This window comes from Streptomyces avidinii (genome assembly GCF_014650695.1).
GTDB lineage: Bacteria > Actinomycetota > Actinomycetes > Streptomycetales > Streptomycetaceae > Streptomyces > Streptomyces avidinii.
This window is the reverse complement of sequence record NZ_BMVL01000003.1, coordinates 160,307-174,663: the sequence shown is the minus strand read 5'-3', so window position 1 is coordinate 174,663 and position 14,357 is coordinate 160,307. Positions and strand designations below refer to the sequence as shown.

General features: G+C 73.5%; 9 protein-coding genes and 1 pseudogene. 1 reads left to right on the top strand and 9 read right to left on the bottom strand.

What is annotated here, in order from left to right:
* Positions 1–28 precede the first annotated feature (28 nt).
* The 9 genes and pseudogenes from IE257_RS08890 to IE257_RS08850 form a co-directional block, all read right to left on the bottom strand.
* Entirely contained in the window at positions 29–1,090 is a 1,062-nt protein-coding gene (locus IE257_RS08890; protein WP_189966493.1) for a winged helix DNA-binding domain-containing protein, read from the bottom strand.
* 12 nt (positions 1,091–1,102) lie between these two features.
* A complete protein-coding gene (locus IE257_RS08885) occupies positions 1,103–1,762 on the bottom strand; it encodes a 4'-phosphopantetheinyl transferase family protein (protein ID WP_189966491.1) in 660 nt (219 codons plus the stop codon).
* The gene (locus IE257_RS08880; protein WP_189966489.1) at positions 1,762–5,700 is read right to left on the bottom strand and encodes a non-ribosomal peptide synthetase; all 3,939 of its coding nucleotides are present in this window, start codon (positions 5,698–5,700) and stop codon (positions 1,762–1,764) included. The genes IE257_RS08885 and IE257_RS08880 overlap by 1 nt, the downstream gene beginning before the upstream one ends.
* A 15-nt stretch (positions 5,701–5,715) precedes the next feature.
* Complete coding sequence (locus tag IE257_RS08875) at positions 5,716–6,930, bottom strand: cytochrome P450 (RefSeq protein WP_189966488.1); 1,215 nt, start codon at positions 6,928–6,930, stop codon at positions 5,716–5,718.
* A 1-nt stretch (position 6,931) separates the two neighbouring features.
* A pseudogene (locus IE257_RS08870) lies at positions 6,932–7,114 on the bottom strand (MbtH family protein); the annotation flags it as partial.
* A 109-nt stretch (positions 7,115–7,223) separates the two neighbouring features.
* Complete coding sequence (locus IE257_RS08865) at positions 7,224–7,994, bottom strand: thioesterase II family protein (protein ID WP_189966486.1); 771 nt, start codon at positions 7,992–7,994, stop codon at positions 7,224–7,226.
* Positions 7,995–7,997: 3 nt separating this feature from the next.
* Positions 7,998–9,902, bottom strand: coding sequence for a non-ribosomal peptide synthetase (locus IE257_RS08860; protein WP_189966483.1), 1,905 nt, complete (start codon positions 9,900–9,902; stop codon positions 7,998–8,000).
* Positions 9,899–11,410: an aldehyde dehydrogenase family protein gene (locus tag IE257_RS08855; protein ID WP_189967306.1), complete on the bottom strand. Its 1,512-nt coding sequence runs from the start codon at positions 11,408–11,410 to the stop codon at positions 9,899–9,901. Before IE257_RS08855 ends, IE257_RS08860 begins: the two co-directional genes overlap by 4 nt.
* A gap of 128 nt (positions 11,411–11,538) precedes the next feature.
* Positions 11,539–12,537, bottom strand: a complete 999-nt coding sequence (locus tag IE257_RS08850; RefSeq protein ID WP_209468369.1) for an AfsR/SARP family transcriptional regulator — start codon at positions 12,535–12,537, stop codon at positions 11,539–11,541.
* 174 nt (positions 12,538–12,711) lie between these two features.
* Here IE257_RS08850 and IE257_RS08845 point away from each other — a divergent pair, with 174 nt between their 5' ends.
* The gene (locus tag IE257_RS08845) at positions 12,712–14,313 is read left to right on the top strand and encodes a tryptophan halogenase family protein (RefSeq protein WP_189966480.1); all 1,602 of its coding nucleotides are present in this window, start codon (positions 12,712–12,714) and stop codon (positions 14,311–14,313) included.
* The last annotated feature ends 44 nt before the right edge of the window (positions 14,314–14,357 follow it).

Here is a 14,357-nt window from a genome sequence, read left to right as displayed (position 1 = left end):
AGTTAGGGGCCGGTTATGAATTCCGGGACTATAGACCGCTTGTAGACAGGCGATGAGTTCCACTGGAGAACCGTGCGATGTCGGCGCTCTCGCGGGCGATTCCGGCGGCCACGGCGGGGCTGTGGGGCTCGGTCCCGGGGAAGGGCTCGACCGTCACCGGCGTCCCGCGGCGGCCGCCCGACCAGGTGCCGACGGCCAGGCCGTCGACCAGCACGGTGGCCCGGATCTGCCCGCCGCCGGGCCACACCCGGCGTTCGTGTTCGGCGGGCACGGACAGGTCCCGGCTGCGGTAGCCGACGAGGTAGTTGTCGTAGGCCGGCAGCAGGCGTACGTCGGGTTCCGCGGGGCTGGGCACCGGCTCGGGCCCGGTGTCCCGTACGGCGGCCCACGCGTTCTTGCCCGTGGTGGCCTTCAGCCCCGACCAGTGGACGAAGTCCAGGGCGTCGGAGGGGCCGTACGCGGTGCGGTAGCGGCGCGCGAGTTCGCGTTCGGCGGCGGCTCCGGCGAAGGGCACCGGGCCGGTGGCGGGCAGCCAGTCGTCGAGGAGGACGAAGGTGGCATCGCCGCCCCGCTGCGGTCCGTGGCAGATGCGGCCGGCCAGTGCGGCGCGGCGGATCAGGTGGAAGGCGGACTGCCCCTTGGGTTCCACCCCGAGGGTGGTGAGCCGGTCGGTGAGCTGGCCGCGCGTCAACGGCCCCTCACCGTCGATCGCTTCGGTGATGAGCCGCTCGGAACGCGTGCACAGGGATGCATCGAGGCCTAGTTCGCGCAGCCGCCGGGCGGCGAGCGCGAGGTAGACCGGGCCGAAGAGGGCGAGCAGCCACCGGGCGTCGGCGGCCGGCACCAGCTGGAGGGTGCCGCGCATGAACCAGCCGCGCACGGCGGTGCGTTCGATGTCGGTGGCCCGGCGCACCGCGTCCTGGGTCAGTCCGCGGGCCCGCGCCCGGAGTCCGAGCTCCGCCGCGGGCAGGTCCTGGGCCTGCACGGCCAGCACCCGGTCGAGGACGGCGGCGACCGATTCCTCCCGGACCTCGCCCCCGATCGCCTGTGCGCGCGCCCTGAGCAGTCGGTCGGTCGTACGTCGTTCCACGTGTCCAGTCTTTCAGCCGAGCAGCCGCAGCCGCATCTCCTCGCGGGCCGCCACGCATCCGACGGCCCGCTCACCGCCCCAGTCCAGCAGTCGCCAGCCGCGCCAGCGGGGCGGCTCCTGCCCGTACACAGGAAGGTCGAGGCCGGCCGCCGCGTCGAGCGTGGCCGCCCCGACCTTGACCAGGGACTCCTTTCGTACCCACTGGCGCAGGAAGGCGCGCTGCGGGTCGTCGTCCGCCCGTAGGGCGGCCAGTTCCTTCTCGCTGCAGACGGCCTCGGCCACCCGCTGGTCCAGCGGGTGGCCGTCGAGCGTCTCCACATCCACGCCGACGGGGCCGTGGGCCGCGGCGGCTGCGACCCAGCCCCGGGCGTGGGCGAGGCTGACGCCGGTACCGGGCGCCTCGACGAGCCGCGGCCTGCCGTGCGGCCGGTCGCAGCTCCCACAGCTCTGAACGACGGTGAGGCTCTGCGCCGGGCGGCCCAGGAGCCGCCCGGCGCAGAGCCGGACCAGTGCGTGCGCGGCCAGGAAGTCGTCCCGGTCGCCGGCCGACCGGAGGGCGCCGGCCCGGTCCAGTTCGGTACGGGTCAGCAGCTCCCGTACGTCCCCGGCCTCGGCCAGCACCGCTCCGGTCGGCCCGGCCAGCGCGAGACCGGCCGGTGCGGTACCCGCCATCAGCGCCTGCGGCGCAGCACCGCGTAGTAGCCGGGCAGCCGCAGGGCGTCGGAGTCCGACTGGGGGTCGATCGCGTGCAGTTCTATCGCCTCGTCCTCCACGACCTCCCAGTCGTCCGCGCCGAACGCCTCGGCCAGTTCGGGCCGGGTGAAGCGGTGCGAGTGCCGGACACCGGCCGCCTCCAGCGGGCCCACGAGGTCCTCGGCGCGGCCGCGCTTGCCGCCGACGAAGCCGAGGTAGCCGAAGGAGTTGCTGGAGTAGTCGGGCTCGTGGACGATCAGCGTGCCCTCGCTGCCGAGCAGGCGGTCCGCGACGGCGGCGAGTCGGGCCCGGGCCTCGCTGTCCAGGACGTGGAAGACACCGCGGACGAAGATGTTGTACGGCCCCTCCCCCAGGACGGCGGCCTGCTCGGCGTCGGTCATGTCGATGGCCAGGTAGTCCACGTTCGGCACGCCCTCGGCCTCGCGCCTGGCGTGCTCGATGGCGCTGGCCGATACGTCGACGCCCACGACCGAGGGGTAGTGCGGGGCGAGTTCGCGGCTGTAGCGGCCGTTGCCGCAGCCCAGGTCGATGACCGGCAGGCCGCTGCGGAAGTGGCGCTGCGCCTGGCCCAGGAGCCAGTGGAACTCCTCGCCGCTGTCGGCGTCCCAGATGACGTCGCCGCCACGGCCCGTGCGCCGGATCCCGGCCCAGTACCGCTCCCAGGCGTCACCGGTGTCGCGCTCCTCCGCCTTTCCGGGGGCGGCGCTCTCTTCGCCGGGCGGCGGGGAGTGGCGCTCCCAGACCTCGTCCTCGCCGAGGGCCTCCAGCAGGCCGGTGAACTCCTCGAACATGGCGTCGATGAGCCCGTCGGGGTAGACGGCGGGCAGGAAGTCCCAGTTGAAGGTGAGGCCGTCGGGCTTCTCGAAGACCTGGAAGTCGAGGGAGACCTGCGGGGTCTGGGAGATGCCGTAGACGGGCGCGCCCAGTTCGGTCTCCTCGTACTGCGGCGGGTGGCCGGCCAGGCTGGTCATCACCACGGGCATGGCCGGGGCGAGGGAGCCGCGCAGCTTGGTCAGCTCGCGCAGCACCTGCACACCGCTGAAGTAGCGGTGCTCCAGGTCGGCCCAGAGCCGGCGCTGGACGGCCTGGGCCCGGCCCGCGAAGGTGCTGTCCGTCTGTTCGACGGCGAGCAGCAGGGTGGTCGTGGTGTCCGCGAGCAGGGCGTTGACCTGCGGGTGCAGCGGAAGGCGGTTGAACAGCGGGAAGTTGATGGTGAACCGGGCCTGTCCGGCGGCCCTGCCGAGGACCTCGGCGTAGGCGGCGGCCAGCACCCCGGACGGGGTGACCTCGCGGGCGTGCGCCCGCTCCTGGATCCGGGTCCACAGCTCCGGGGCGACGACGTGGCTGCGGCGCTCGAAGCGGACCGGAAGCTCGGGGGCGTCGGCCGGGCGCTCCGGCAGCTCGGGGGCGGGCGGGAGGGTGGCCAGGCGGTCGCGCCAGTACCACTCGGAGCGGCGGTAGAGCTCGCTGTCGCGCAGCGAGTTCCCGACGGCGAGGACGTAGTCGCGGAAGGTCAGCTCCAGCGGGGCGAGTTCCGCGCCGGGTTCCACGTAGTAGGTGACCAGGTCCGGGATGAGGACCTGGAAGTAGCTCCAGGCGTCGGCGACGAGGAAGTCCAGGCAGAGGTGGATCCTGGCCCGGCCGCCGCCGAGGAGGCTGATCCGTACGTCGAACAGCGGCCAGCTGTCGGCGTCGAGGACCTGGTGGGACAGCCGCTCGCGCAGCGCGGCCAGCTCGGTCGCCCGGGTCTCCTCGTCGAGGCCGCCGAAGTCGGTGACGGGGATCTCGTAGGCCGGGATCTCCTCGAACACCTGCTGCGTGCCGTCGGGCAGCACGCGGGTGCGCAGCGCGTCGTGGCGTTCGACGAGCCGGCGCCAGGCGCCCTCGAAGCGGGCCACGTCGAGCTGCTCGCTCTCCCACTCGAAGTAGCCGTGGCAGCCGACGTTGCCGAGTTCGACGAGCCCGCCGCGGCCGATCCACAGCGCCTGCTGGCTCTCGGTGAGCGGGAAGGGCTCGAACCGGGCGGCGGGGTCGGGCACGATCGCGGGGAGACCGCCGAAGGAGCCGCGGCCGCCGGTGCGTTCGGTGGTGACGAGGGTGGCGAGTTCGGCGACCGTGGGGCAGGTGGAGAGGTCGGACAGGCTGAGCTCGACGCTGTAGCGGCGGCGGATCTCGTCGATCAGCTGGAAGGCCAGCAGCGAATGCCCGCCCAGCTCGAAGAAGTTGTCGTGGATGCCGACGCCGTCGGTGCGGAACGCCTCGGCCCACAGCCGGCTCAGGCCGTCCTCGACCTCGTTGCGGGGGGCCTCGTAGCCGGCGCCGACCGCGTCGCGGCCCTCGGGGGGCTCGGGCAGGCTGCGCCGGTCGACCTTGCCGTTGGGCAGCCGCGGGAGCACGGGCAGCACGACGACGGTGGCGGGGACCATGTAGTAGGGCAGGGTGCGGGCCACGTCGGCGCGTACCGCGGCGGAGTCCGGTTCGGCCGCGCCGGCCGGCGACACGTAGGCGATGAGCCGCTTGTCGCCCGGGCCGCGCTCCTGGGTGACGACGACGGCCTCGGCGATGTCGTCGAGCCGTGCGATGTGGGTCTCCACCTCGCCGAGCTCCACGCGGAAGCCGCGGATCTTCACCTGGGAGTCGGAGCGGCCGAGGAGTTCCACGGCGCCGTCCTCGCGGCGGCGGGCGAGGTCGCCGGTGTCGTAGAGCACCGGGTGCGGGTCGTCGGCGACGAAGTTGGGGTGGAACTTCGCGGCAGTGAGCTCGGGGCGGCCGTGGTAGCCGGCCGCGACACCGGCGCCGGAGACGTGCAGCCGGCCCACCTCGCCCTCGGGCACCGGGCTGCCGTCCTCGTCCAGGAGGTGGACGCGCAGGTTGGCGATGGGCACACCGACCGGGACCTGGCGGGTGGCGCGGACCTCGTCGGAGGTGGCCTGGCTGGTGAAGTCGATGCCGGCGCCGAGGTCGAGGCAGGACAGGACGTTGGTGGTCTCGGTGGTGCCGTAGGTCATCACGACGCGGAACGGGGTGTCGACGGGCGGCCAGCTGTGGACGCGCTCGGCCGTGGTCACCAGGATCCGCAGCGCGGTGTCCGCGGGCCAGTCCAGGCCCCACGCGGGCTCGGCCAGGGCCGCCACCAGCATGGTGTGGGTGATGCCCTCGCCGACCAGCCAGTCGCGGATCTGCTCCGGGGTCTGCGCCTGTCCGGCCTCGGGGATGTGGATCGCGGCCCCGGCGGGCAGATAGGCGAGCCACTCCATGATCTGGACGGCGAAGCCGGGGGTGGACATCCAGGAGGCGCGGTCGCCGGGCCGGACCCCGTAGGCACGGGTGGTCCAGTGCACGAGGTTGGTGAGCGCGCCGTGCCGCTCCAGTACGGCCTTGGGGGTACCGGTGGAGCCGGAGGTGTAGATGAGGTGGCTGACGGTGTCGGGTCCGGTGACGGTCGCGGGCGCGGTGTCCGGCTGCCCCTGCCCGGCCGTGGCGACCTCGGCCCGGGGGACGTCCTCGGGTATCCGGCGGCCGAGGTCGGCGGGGGTGAGGACGAGCAGCGGGGCGGCGTCGGCGATCATCGCCGCGAGCCGGTCGTCGGGGTTGACCGGGTCGAGGGCGACGATCGCGGCGCCCGTCTTGAGGACGGCGAGGGAGCCGATGACGTATTCGGCGCTGCGCGGGTAGCAGAGGCCCACGCGGGTGCCGGCGGCGGCTCCGCGGGCGATCAGCGCGTGCGCCAGCCGGTTGGTGGCGGCCTCCAGTTCGGCGTAGGTCCAGCTGCGGTCGCCCTGTGCGAGGGCGGTGGCCCGGGGGGTGCGGGCGGCCTGTTCGGCGAGGAGCTCCGGATACCCCGTGGCGGGAAACGCGGCGTCCGAACGGTTGAAGTCGACGAGTGCGGTGGTCACAGTGCGGGCCCTTTCTTACTTCGCGAAGGCTCGGCTGCGCAGCAGCCGCACGGGGAGACTGTTGATCCCCCAGGTGAAGTTGGAGGAGTTGAAGGTGACGGGTCCGGTCAGTTCGAAGCCGTCGAGCACGCCGAGCATCTCGGTGAGCAGGGCGCCCAGTTCGAACCGGGCCAGACGCGCGCCGAGGCACAGGTGGCGGCCGTGCCCGAAGGCGACGTGCCGGTTGGGGCGGCGGTCGACCCGGAAGGAGTGCGGGTCTGCGAAGACGTCCTCGTCGCGGTTGGCCGAGACGTTCCACAGGGTCACCCGGGCGCCCTGGGCCACCGGGATCCCGTTGATCTCGGTGTCGCGGACGGCGGTGCGCAGGGCGTGCACCCCGGGGGTGGTCCAGCGCAGGATCTCCTCAACCGCCGGGGCGATGCCGTCCGGGCCGAGGCCGCGCAGCAGCCGCCACTGGTCGGGGTGTTCGGCGAACATGTGGACCGCGCCGGCCGCCGAGTAGCGGGTGGTCTCGTTGGCCCCGGAGAGCACCCCGTTGAGGTTGAAGACGATCTCGTGGTCGCTGAGCGGCCGTTCGACGCCGTCGCCCTCGTCCACGAGGGTGTCGTGGGCGATCTGGCTGACCAGGTCGTCGCCGGGGCGGGCCCGGCGCTCGGCGAGCAGCTCGATGAAGTAGAGGAAGATCTCCGAGTGCGCGTTGGTGCGTACCTCGTCGTCCGGGGAGTCGAAGGCGTCGGTGGTCAGGGCCCCGATCCAGGCCCAGTCGGCGCGCGGGATGCCCATCATGGCGCAGACGACCCGGTTGGGGAGCTGCTTGGCGAGGTCGATGAAGTCCAGTTCGTCGTCTTCGGCGGCCTCGGTCACCAGCTCGCCGACCACCTTCTCGACCATCGCCTCCAGCCGCGGCATCTGCTGCGGTCCGAAGGCCTGGTGGAGGGCTCGCTTGAGGCGGGTGTGGTGGGGGACGTCGGAGACGATGAGCATGCGCTGGGCGACGGCTGCGACAGCCGCCGGGTCGCTGCCGAGGCGCATCCCGCGGGCCGAGCTGAAGGTGTCGCTGTCGGCGTAGACCTCTTTGATGTCGTGGTGCCGGCTCAGCACCCAGAAGCCGCCGTCGTCGCTGCCGGGCTCGGGGTGCCAGTGGACGGGCGCGTTGGCGCGCAGCCAGGTGAAGGTGGGCCAGAAGTCGTTGCGACCGAAGGGGCCCGGGTCGAGCAGGTCGATCTCCATCTCAGGCTCCTCGCAGGCTGAGCGGGCGGGTGTCGGGCCATTGGGCGTCCACGAAGCCGGCGCACTCGTCCTCGGTGCCGTCGAACCCGGCCGGCGTCCAGCCGTCGGGGGTCTCGCGTGTGGCGGGGTACAGCGCGTACTGCCCCTCGTGGTTCACGAGAACCTGGTGGGTGGTGGGCACGGTGTCCTCCGGACTCGGGCGGGTGTGGGCGGTCGGACGGGCGGCGGGACGGGCGGTCGGGTCGTCGGGCGGTCAGGCGGTCAGGCGGTCGGGCGGTCAGGCGGTCGGGCGGTCAGGCGCCGGTCGTGGTGGGGTCGGGAGCTGCGGGGGAATCCGCGCCCGCAACCCGCAGCAGGGCGGTCAGCTGGTCCAGTACGGGCTGCGGGCGGCGCAGTACGGCGTGGTGGCCGCCCGTGGTGGTGTGCCGGGTGAAGGCGGCGGTGGTGACCGCGGCCCAGCCGTCCAGTTCCCGGGAGCTGACGGTCTCGTCGCCGTCGGCCCCCCAGGCGTGGACGGGCATGCCGAGGCGGACGCCCGGCTTGTGGACGTAGCTCAGGGACAGTTGGGCGTCCTTGCGGAGCATCGCGACCATCAGGGCGCGGGTGTCCTCGTCGAGGAGCCGGGGGTCGAGGTCGGCCGTGTCGAAGAGCTTGTCCAGTTCCTCGCCGTTGTCGACGATGCCGCGGCCGGCGCCGTCCCAGTGGCCGGGGGCCCGGCAGCCGCTGACCACCAGGGCCCGCGGGGGGACCCGGCGGGAGACCTCGTAGCCGAGGAGGCCGCCGAAGCTGTGGCCGAAGACGATCAGCGGCCGGCCGTCGGCGACGATCTCCCGCAGCTGCGCGGCGATGGCTTCGACGGCCTCGTCGAAGGTCTCCGGCATCGGCTCCCGCCAGCGGTTCTCGCGGCCCGGCAGCTGTACGCCGTACACCTGGGCGGTGCCCGCCAGCGCGGGCTGCCAGGAGCGGAACTGCTGGCAGCCGGCCCCGGCGGGCGGCAGGCAGAGCAGGACGGGCAGGGCCCGTTCCGCGGGGTCGTTCGTCCAGGTGGAGATCCAGGCGCCCATGGCTCAGGCCCCTTCGGCGGCGTCTTCGGCCGGGTCGGCGGCGGACGCCTCCCGCTCGGCGGCGAGCCGGTCGAGTTCGGCGGCGACGTGCGCGGCCGTCGGCTCGGCGAGCAGTGCGCCGAGGCCGACGCGCAGGCCGGTGACGCGGCGCAGCTCCGACACCGCGCGGGCCGCGGCCAGGGAGTGGCCGCCGAGGTCGAAGAAGTCCGCGTCGGGTCCGGGGATCTCGGTGGCGAGCACATCGGCCCAGACGGCCATCACGATGCGCTCGCTGGTGGTCGCCCCGGCGCCCGGGGCCACCGCCTGCGGGGTGGGGGCCGTTTCGGGCGCCGCCAGGGCCTTGGCCAGCGCCTCGCGGTCGGCCTTTCCGGTGCTCAGGGTCGGGATCCGGTCGAGCACCCGGACCGTACCGGGCACGGCGGCCGCGGGCAGCTGCTTGCGGCAGCGTTCCACGACCCGGGCGGCAAGGCCCGCCGGGTCGGCACCGGGGGCCGCGACCACGGCGAGGCCGAGGGTCTGCCCGGAGGCGAGCGGGCAGCAGGCCGCGGCGACGACCTCGGGGAGTTCGGCGGCGATCCGCTCCACCTCCCCCAGTTCGATGCGGTGGCCGCGGATCTTCACCTGATCATCGCGGCGGCCCCGGTACTCCAGTTCGCCGCTCGGGCGTCGGACGACCACGTCTCCGGTGCGGTACATGCGCGTGCCGCCGCCCTGGAACGGATCGGGCAGGAAGCGGCTCGCGGTGAGTCCGGGACGGCCCCGGTAGCCGCGGGCGACGGCGGGGCCGCCGAGGTAGAGCTCGCCCTCGGCACCGGCGGGCACCGGGCGGAGCTCCTCGTCCAGCACATAGGCCCGGTAGCCGGGCAGCGGTCGTCCGATGGTGGTCACGTCGTCCCCTCGTCGGCTGTCGGCCCAGGTCGCGGCGATGGTCACCTCGGTCGGCCCGTAGACGTTGAGCAGCCGGCGGCCACGGGAGAACCGTTCGGCGAGTGCGGCCGGGCACGCCTCCCCGGCGACCACGACCACCTCGGCGGTGTCGATGCCGCCGCCGTGGGCCGCGAGCAGCGAGGGGGTGAGGGACACGGTGCGCAGGCCGGCGGGCAGGAGCTCGCGGCCCTCGGCGGCGGCCTGGCGCAGCCCGTCCAGGGAGAGGTCGGCGAGGGCCACGCCCTGGCCGTGCGTCAGGTAGAGCAGGGTGCACCAGAGCCAGCCGTCGAAGGCGGGAGAGACGGCGTTGAGGCCGAGCCCGCCGGGTGGCAGGCCGAGACCGCCGAGGGCGTCGACGAAGGTGTCCAGGCCCCGGTAGGTGACCTCGACCCCCTTGGGGCGGCCGGTGGTTCCGGAGGTGTAGATGAGGTACGCACAGCTGTCGGGGGCGGGTACGGACACCGCGAGCGCGCCGGGGGCGCTGCGGCGGATGTCGGCGGGGGCCAGCAGGGTGATCCCGCCGGGTTCCAGCCCGGTGGGCACTGCGGGGGCGACCAGGACGGCGGTCCCGGCGTCGCGCAGGACGCGGCCGAGGCGCTCGACGGGGTGCGCGGGGTCCAGGGGGACGGCGGTCGCGCCGAGGCTCCAGACGGCGAGCAGGGCGGGCACGCTCTCCCGGGACCGGCCGAGCAGCAGCCCGACGGAGGTCTCGGGGCCGACTCCGGCTCCGGCGAGTGCGGTGGCGTACCGGGCGGTGCGGGCGGTGAGCGCCGCGTAGGTGAGGGTGCCGTCGAGGGCCTTGACTGCGGTCTCGTTCGGCTGTTCGCGGGTCCACCGTTCCAGGCGGGCGAACAGCGGCGGGAGTGCGCCGTCCGCCGGGCCGGCGGGGGCGGGTTCCGCCCGGGCCGCGCGGGGCGGTGCGTCGTCGGCCGGTACGCGCGGGGCGGTGGCCCCGGCGGACTCGGCGTGCCGGTCGGTCATCCGTCGTTCCTCTCGGTGTCCGCGGGGCGGGCGGCCGCGGTGGCCCGCAGCCGCGGGCCGACCACCTGGCCCCCCGCGCCCTGCGGGAGCTGCATCGACTTGGTCTCCAGGAAGGCCTCCAGTCCGGCGGCGCCGCACTCGCGGCCGATCCCGGACTGCTTGAACCCGCCGAAGGGGGCGGCCGGGTTGAACTGGCCGCCGTTCACGTCCACCAGGCCGGAGCGGAAGCGCCGGGCGACCCGCTCCGCGCGGGCGCCGTCGCCGGACCAGACCGCGCCGTGCAGCCCGTAGCGGGTGCCGTTGACGATCCGGACCGCCTGGTCCTCGTCGTCGTAGGGGATGACGGAGAGCACCGGGCCGAAGATCTCCTCCTGGCCGATCGTGCTCAGCGGGTCCACGTCGGCGAAGATCGTCGGCTGGACGTAGTAGCCGGTGTCCAGGCCGGCCGGCCGGTCGGGGCCGCCGCGGACCAGCCGGCCGGCGCCCTCGTCGATGCCGCGCCGGATGTGGCCGGTGACGCGGGCGTGCGCGGCGGCGGACACCAGCGGGCCGAGGTCGGTGGCGGGGTCGCGCGGGTCCCCCGTCACGTACCCGGACATGGCCTCGTCGGCGAGCCGCACGGCCTCGTCCTGCCGGTCCCGGGGCACCAGCAGACGGCTCCACTGCAGGCAGGTCTGGCCGGTGTTGAAGAGCATCTGGTCGACGGTGGCGGCCACGGACGCGGCGAGGTCGGCGTCGTCGAGGACGAGGCTGGCGTTCTTCCCGCCGAGTTCGAGGTGGACGCGCTTGACCCCGTCCGCGCCGAGTGCGGAGACCTCCCGGCCGGCCCGGGTGGAACCGGTCAGGGAGACCACGTCGACCAGTGGGTGGGTGACGAGCGCCGTGCCGACGGCGGCGCCGGTGCCGACCACCATGTTGAAGACGCCGGGCGGCAGATCGGCCTCGGCGACGGCCTCGGCGAGCAACCGGGCGTGCAGCGGGGTGATCTCGCTCGGCTTGTGCACGACGGTGCAGCCGGCGGCGAGCGCGGGGAGGATCTTCTGCACGGTGAGCAGCAGGGGGGTGTTCCACGGGGTGATGCACGCGGCCACTCCGGCGGCCTCGCGCACGACGAGCGAATGGCCGACGCGCTCCTCGAAGGTGTGGGAGGCGGCTGTCTCGACGCAGTGCGCCGCCATGCCGAGGGAGAGCCCCACATGGGTCTGGCGGGCCATCCCGGCGGGTGCCCCGACCTCGGCGGTGATGATCGCGGCGAAACGGTCGGCCCGGACCTCCATGGCCTCGACGACCCGGCGCAGCAGTGCGGTGCGCTCGCGCAGCGGGGTGGCGGCCCAGCGCGGGAACGCGGCGGCGGCGGCGCGCGCGGCGAGGTCGGCGTCCCGGGCGGTGCCCGCGGGCACGGTGGCCAGGGCGCGCTCGGTGGCGGGGTCGGTGACGACCAGGCGGCCGTCGGCGTCGGAGGCGACCCAGGCGCCGCCGATCCACTGGTCGGTGTAACGGGGCGGCAGGGCCGCCGCATCGGGCTCGACCCCGGTCGGTCTGGAGTCCTGTGGCTCGGTCGGCACGGTCAGCACGGTCACGATGGGGTCCTCACTCGGTCACGGAATCACGGGCTCGCTGAACAGCTGGGTCGGTGTCACGCGGTCGCCTGGTCGGCCGCGCGGGCCAGGGCGGCCGCGGCCCGGTTGTCGGGCCTGGCCCGCCGTACGGGGCGTGCCAGGACGGTCGTACGGGCGTCCGGGATCCAGGCGGGGGTCCCGGCCCGGCGGGCCGCGGGCCGCAGCGCACGGACGGTGGCGGGCGCGGCTCCGGTCACGGCGGAGCCGGTGGGAGCGGCGGCGCGGGCGGCGGCGGCCGGGAGCAGGGTGGCGAGCAGGCGCTGGGTCTCCGGTTCGGGGGCTACGGCGAGCTCGTCGCGCATCCGGCGGGCGCAGAGCTCGTACCAACGGCGTACGCAGGCGAGTTCACCGCGTCGGCCGTGCGCGGCCATCAGTGCGCGGTAGGTCTCCTCGTGGTGGCGGTCGATCTCCAGCGTGCGCCTGCAGACCTCGATGAGCTCGACGAAGTCCTCGCGGGCCTCGGCGTCGGCGCGCAGCGCACCCAGGGCCCGCAGGGCGAGCGCCCTGAGGTACTCGCGCTGTTCGACGACCCAGTCGGCGCTCTCGCCGCGCAGGAACTCGCCGCCGTAGAGGGCGAGCGCCGCGCGCAGCCGGGTGCGGGCGAGCGGGGCGTCGCCGGCCGCGGCGGCCCGCAGCCCGGTGTGCACCAGTTCCTGGAAGCGGTCGAGGTCGGACCAGAGCCCGGTGATGTGCAGGACGTAGCCGAAGTCTCGGTAGACCAGCCGGATCCCGGAGTCGCCGGGGCGGTCGGGGTGGGCGTCGAGCACCCGGCGCAGTGCGTGGGCGGCCACCTTGAGGGAGCTGCCCGCGGCGGCGTCGGCGCCGGGCCACAGGGAGGCGTAGAGCCGGTCGCGGGTGAGCATCTGGCCGCGGTGGACGACGAGGTACTGGAACAGGCCACGGGCCTTGCCGGCCCGCCAGCGCTGGACGGGGGTGCCGTTGACGGTCAGCTCGAAGTCGCCCAGGAAGCGGACCCGTACCGCCGGCCCCGCCGTCCCGTTCGCTGCGGTGGTCATCGCGTCCTCCCGGTGGTTTTCAGCCTGCCGCTCTGCCTGCGAGGAGTGTGTCCGGGGGGTCTACGACGGCCCTACAACGGCCGGATCGCATCGGTGTAGAGCGGTGATAGGGCGGCTTTCGACACTGATGAGCACGACCACCCGAACCGCCGAATCCGAAATGAGGGCTGTTTCATGACCAGCAGCGACACCCGGCTTCAGAAGGTCGTCATCCTGGGCGGCGGCACGGCCGGCTGGATGACGGCCGCATACCTCGGAAAGGCGCTGCAGGGAACGGTCGACATCACCGTGCTCGAAGCGCCGTCGATCCCGCGCATCGGTGTCGGCGAGGCCACCGTGCCCAATCTGCAGCGCTCCTTCTTCGACTACCTGGGCATCGCCGAGGACGAGTGGATGCGGGAGTGCAACGCGAGCTTCAAGATGGCCGTGCGCTTCGTCAACTGGAGGACCGACGGGCAGGGCGAGTCGACGGCGCGCGAGCTGCCGGGTGGCGGCCCCGACCACTTCTACCACCCCTTCGGGCTGCTCCCCGACTACGACCAGACCCCGCTGTCGCACTACTGGTTCAAGCGCAAGTACGAGGGCCGCACCACCGAGCCGTTCGACTACGCCTGCTTCCGCGAGCCCCCCGTGATGGACGCCATGAAGGCCCCGCGCTGGCTCGACGGCCGTCCGGCCACCCGGTACGCCTGGCACTTCGACGCCCAGTTGGTCGCCGACTTCCTGCGCCGGTTCAGCACCGAGAAGCAGGGCGTGAACCACGTTCAGGACGAGATGGTGCGCGTCGAGCAGGACGACCGCGGCTACGTGACCACGCTGCACACCAAGGGCGGACTGGCCCTGGACGCCGATCTGTTCGTGGACTGCTCGGGCTTCCGCGGCCTGCTGATCAACCAGGCGATGGAGGAGCCCTTCATCGACATGAGCGACCACCTGCTGTGCGACAGCGCGGTGGCGACGGCGGTCCCGCACGACGACGAGGCGAACGGTGTGGAGCCGTACACCTCGGCGATCGCCATGTCGTCCGGCTGGGCGTGGAAGATCCCCATGCTGGGGCGCTTCGGCACCGGCTACGTGTACTCCAGCAAGTTCACCGACCAGGACACCGCCACCCGCGAGTTCGCGGACATGTGGGGCCTGGACGTGGAGGAGACGAAGTTCAACCACATTCGCTTCCGCGTGGGCCGCAACCGCCGGGCGTGGGTGAAGAATGTCGTGAGCATCGGCCTGTCCTCCTGCTTCCTGGAGCCGCTGGAGTCGACTGGCATCTACTTCATCACCGCCGCCATCTACCAGCTGGCCAAGCACTTCCCGGACAAGACCTTCAACGAGGGCCTGGTCAACAGCTTCAACCGCGAGATCGAGGTGATGTTCGACGACACCCGCGACTTCATCCAGGCGCACTTCTTCTACGCGCCGCGCAACGACACGCCGTTCTGGCAGGCCAACAAGAAGCTGACCCTCCCCGACAACATCCAGCAGAAGATCTCCGCCTACAAGGCCGGCCTGCCCATCAACTCGCCGATCACCGACGAGTCGACGTACTACGGCAACTTCGAGGCCGAGTTCCGCAACTTCTGGACCAACGGCAGCTACTACTGCATCTTCGCGGGCCTCGGCCTGGAGCCGGACGCCCCGCTGCCCTCCCTGGCGCACCGCCCGGACTCGGTGGCCGGTGCCGAACCCCTCTTCGACACGGTCAAGCGCCAGCAGCAGAATCTGCTGGAGACCCTGCCCAGTGCCTACGACTACCTGCGCCAACTGCACGGCGCGTAAGGCCCACCGCTCGGGCGGCCCGGCAGCACGGCACTTTCGCCGGC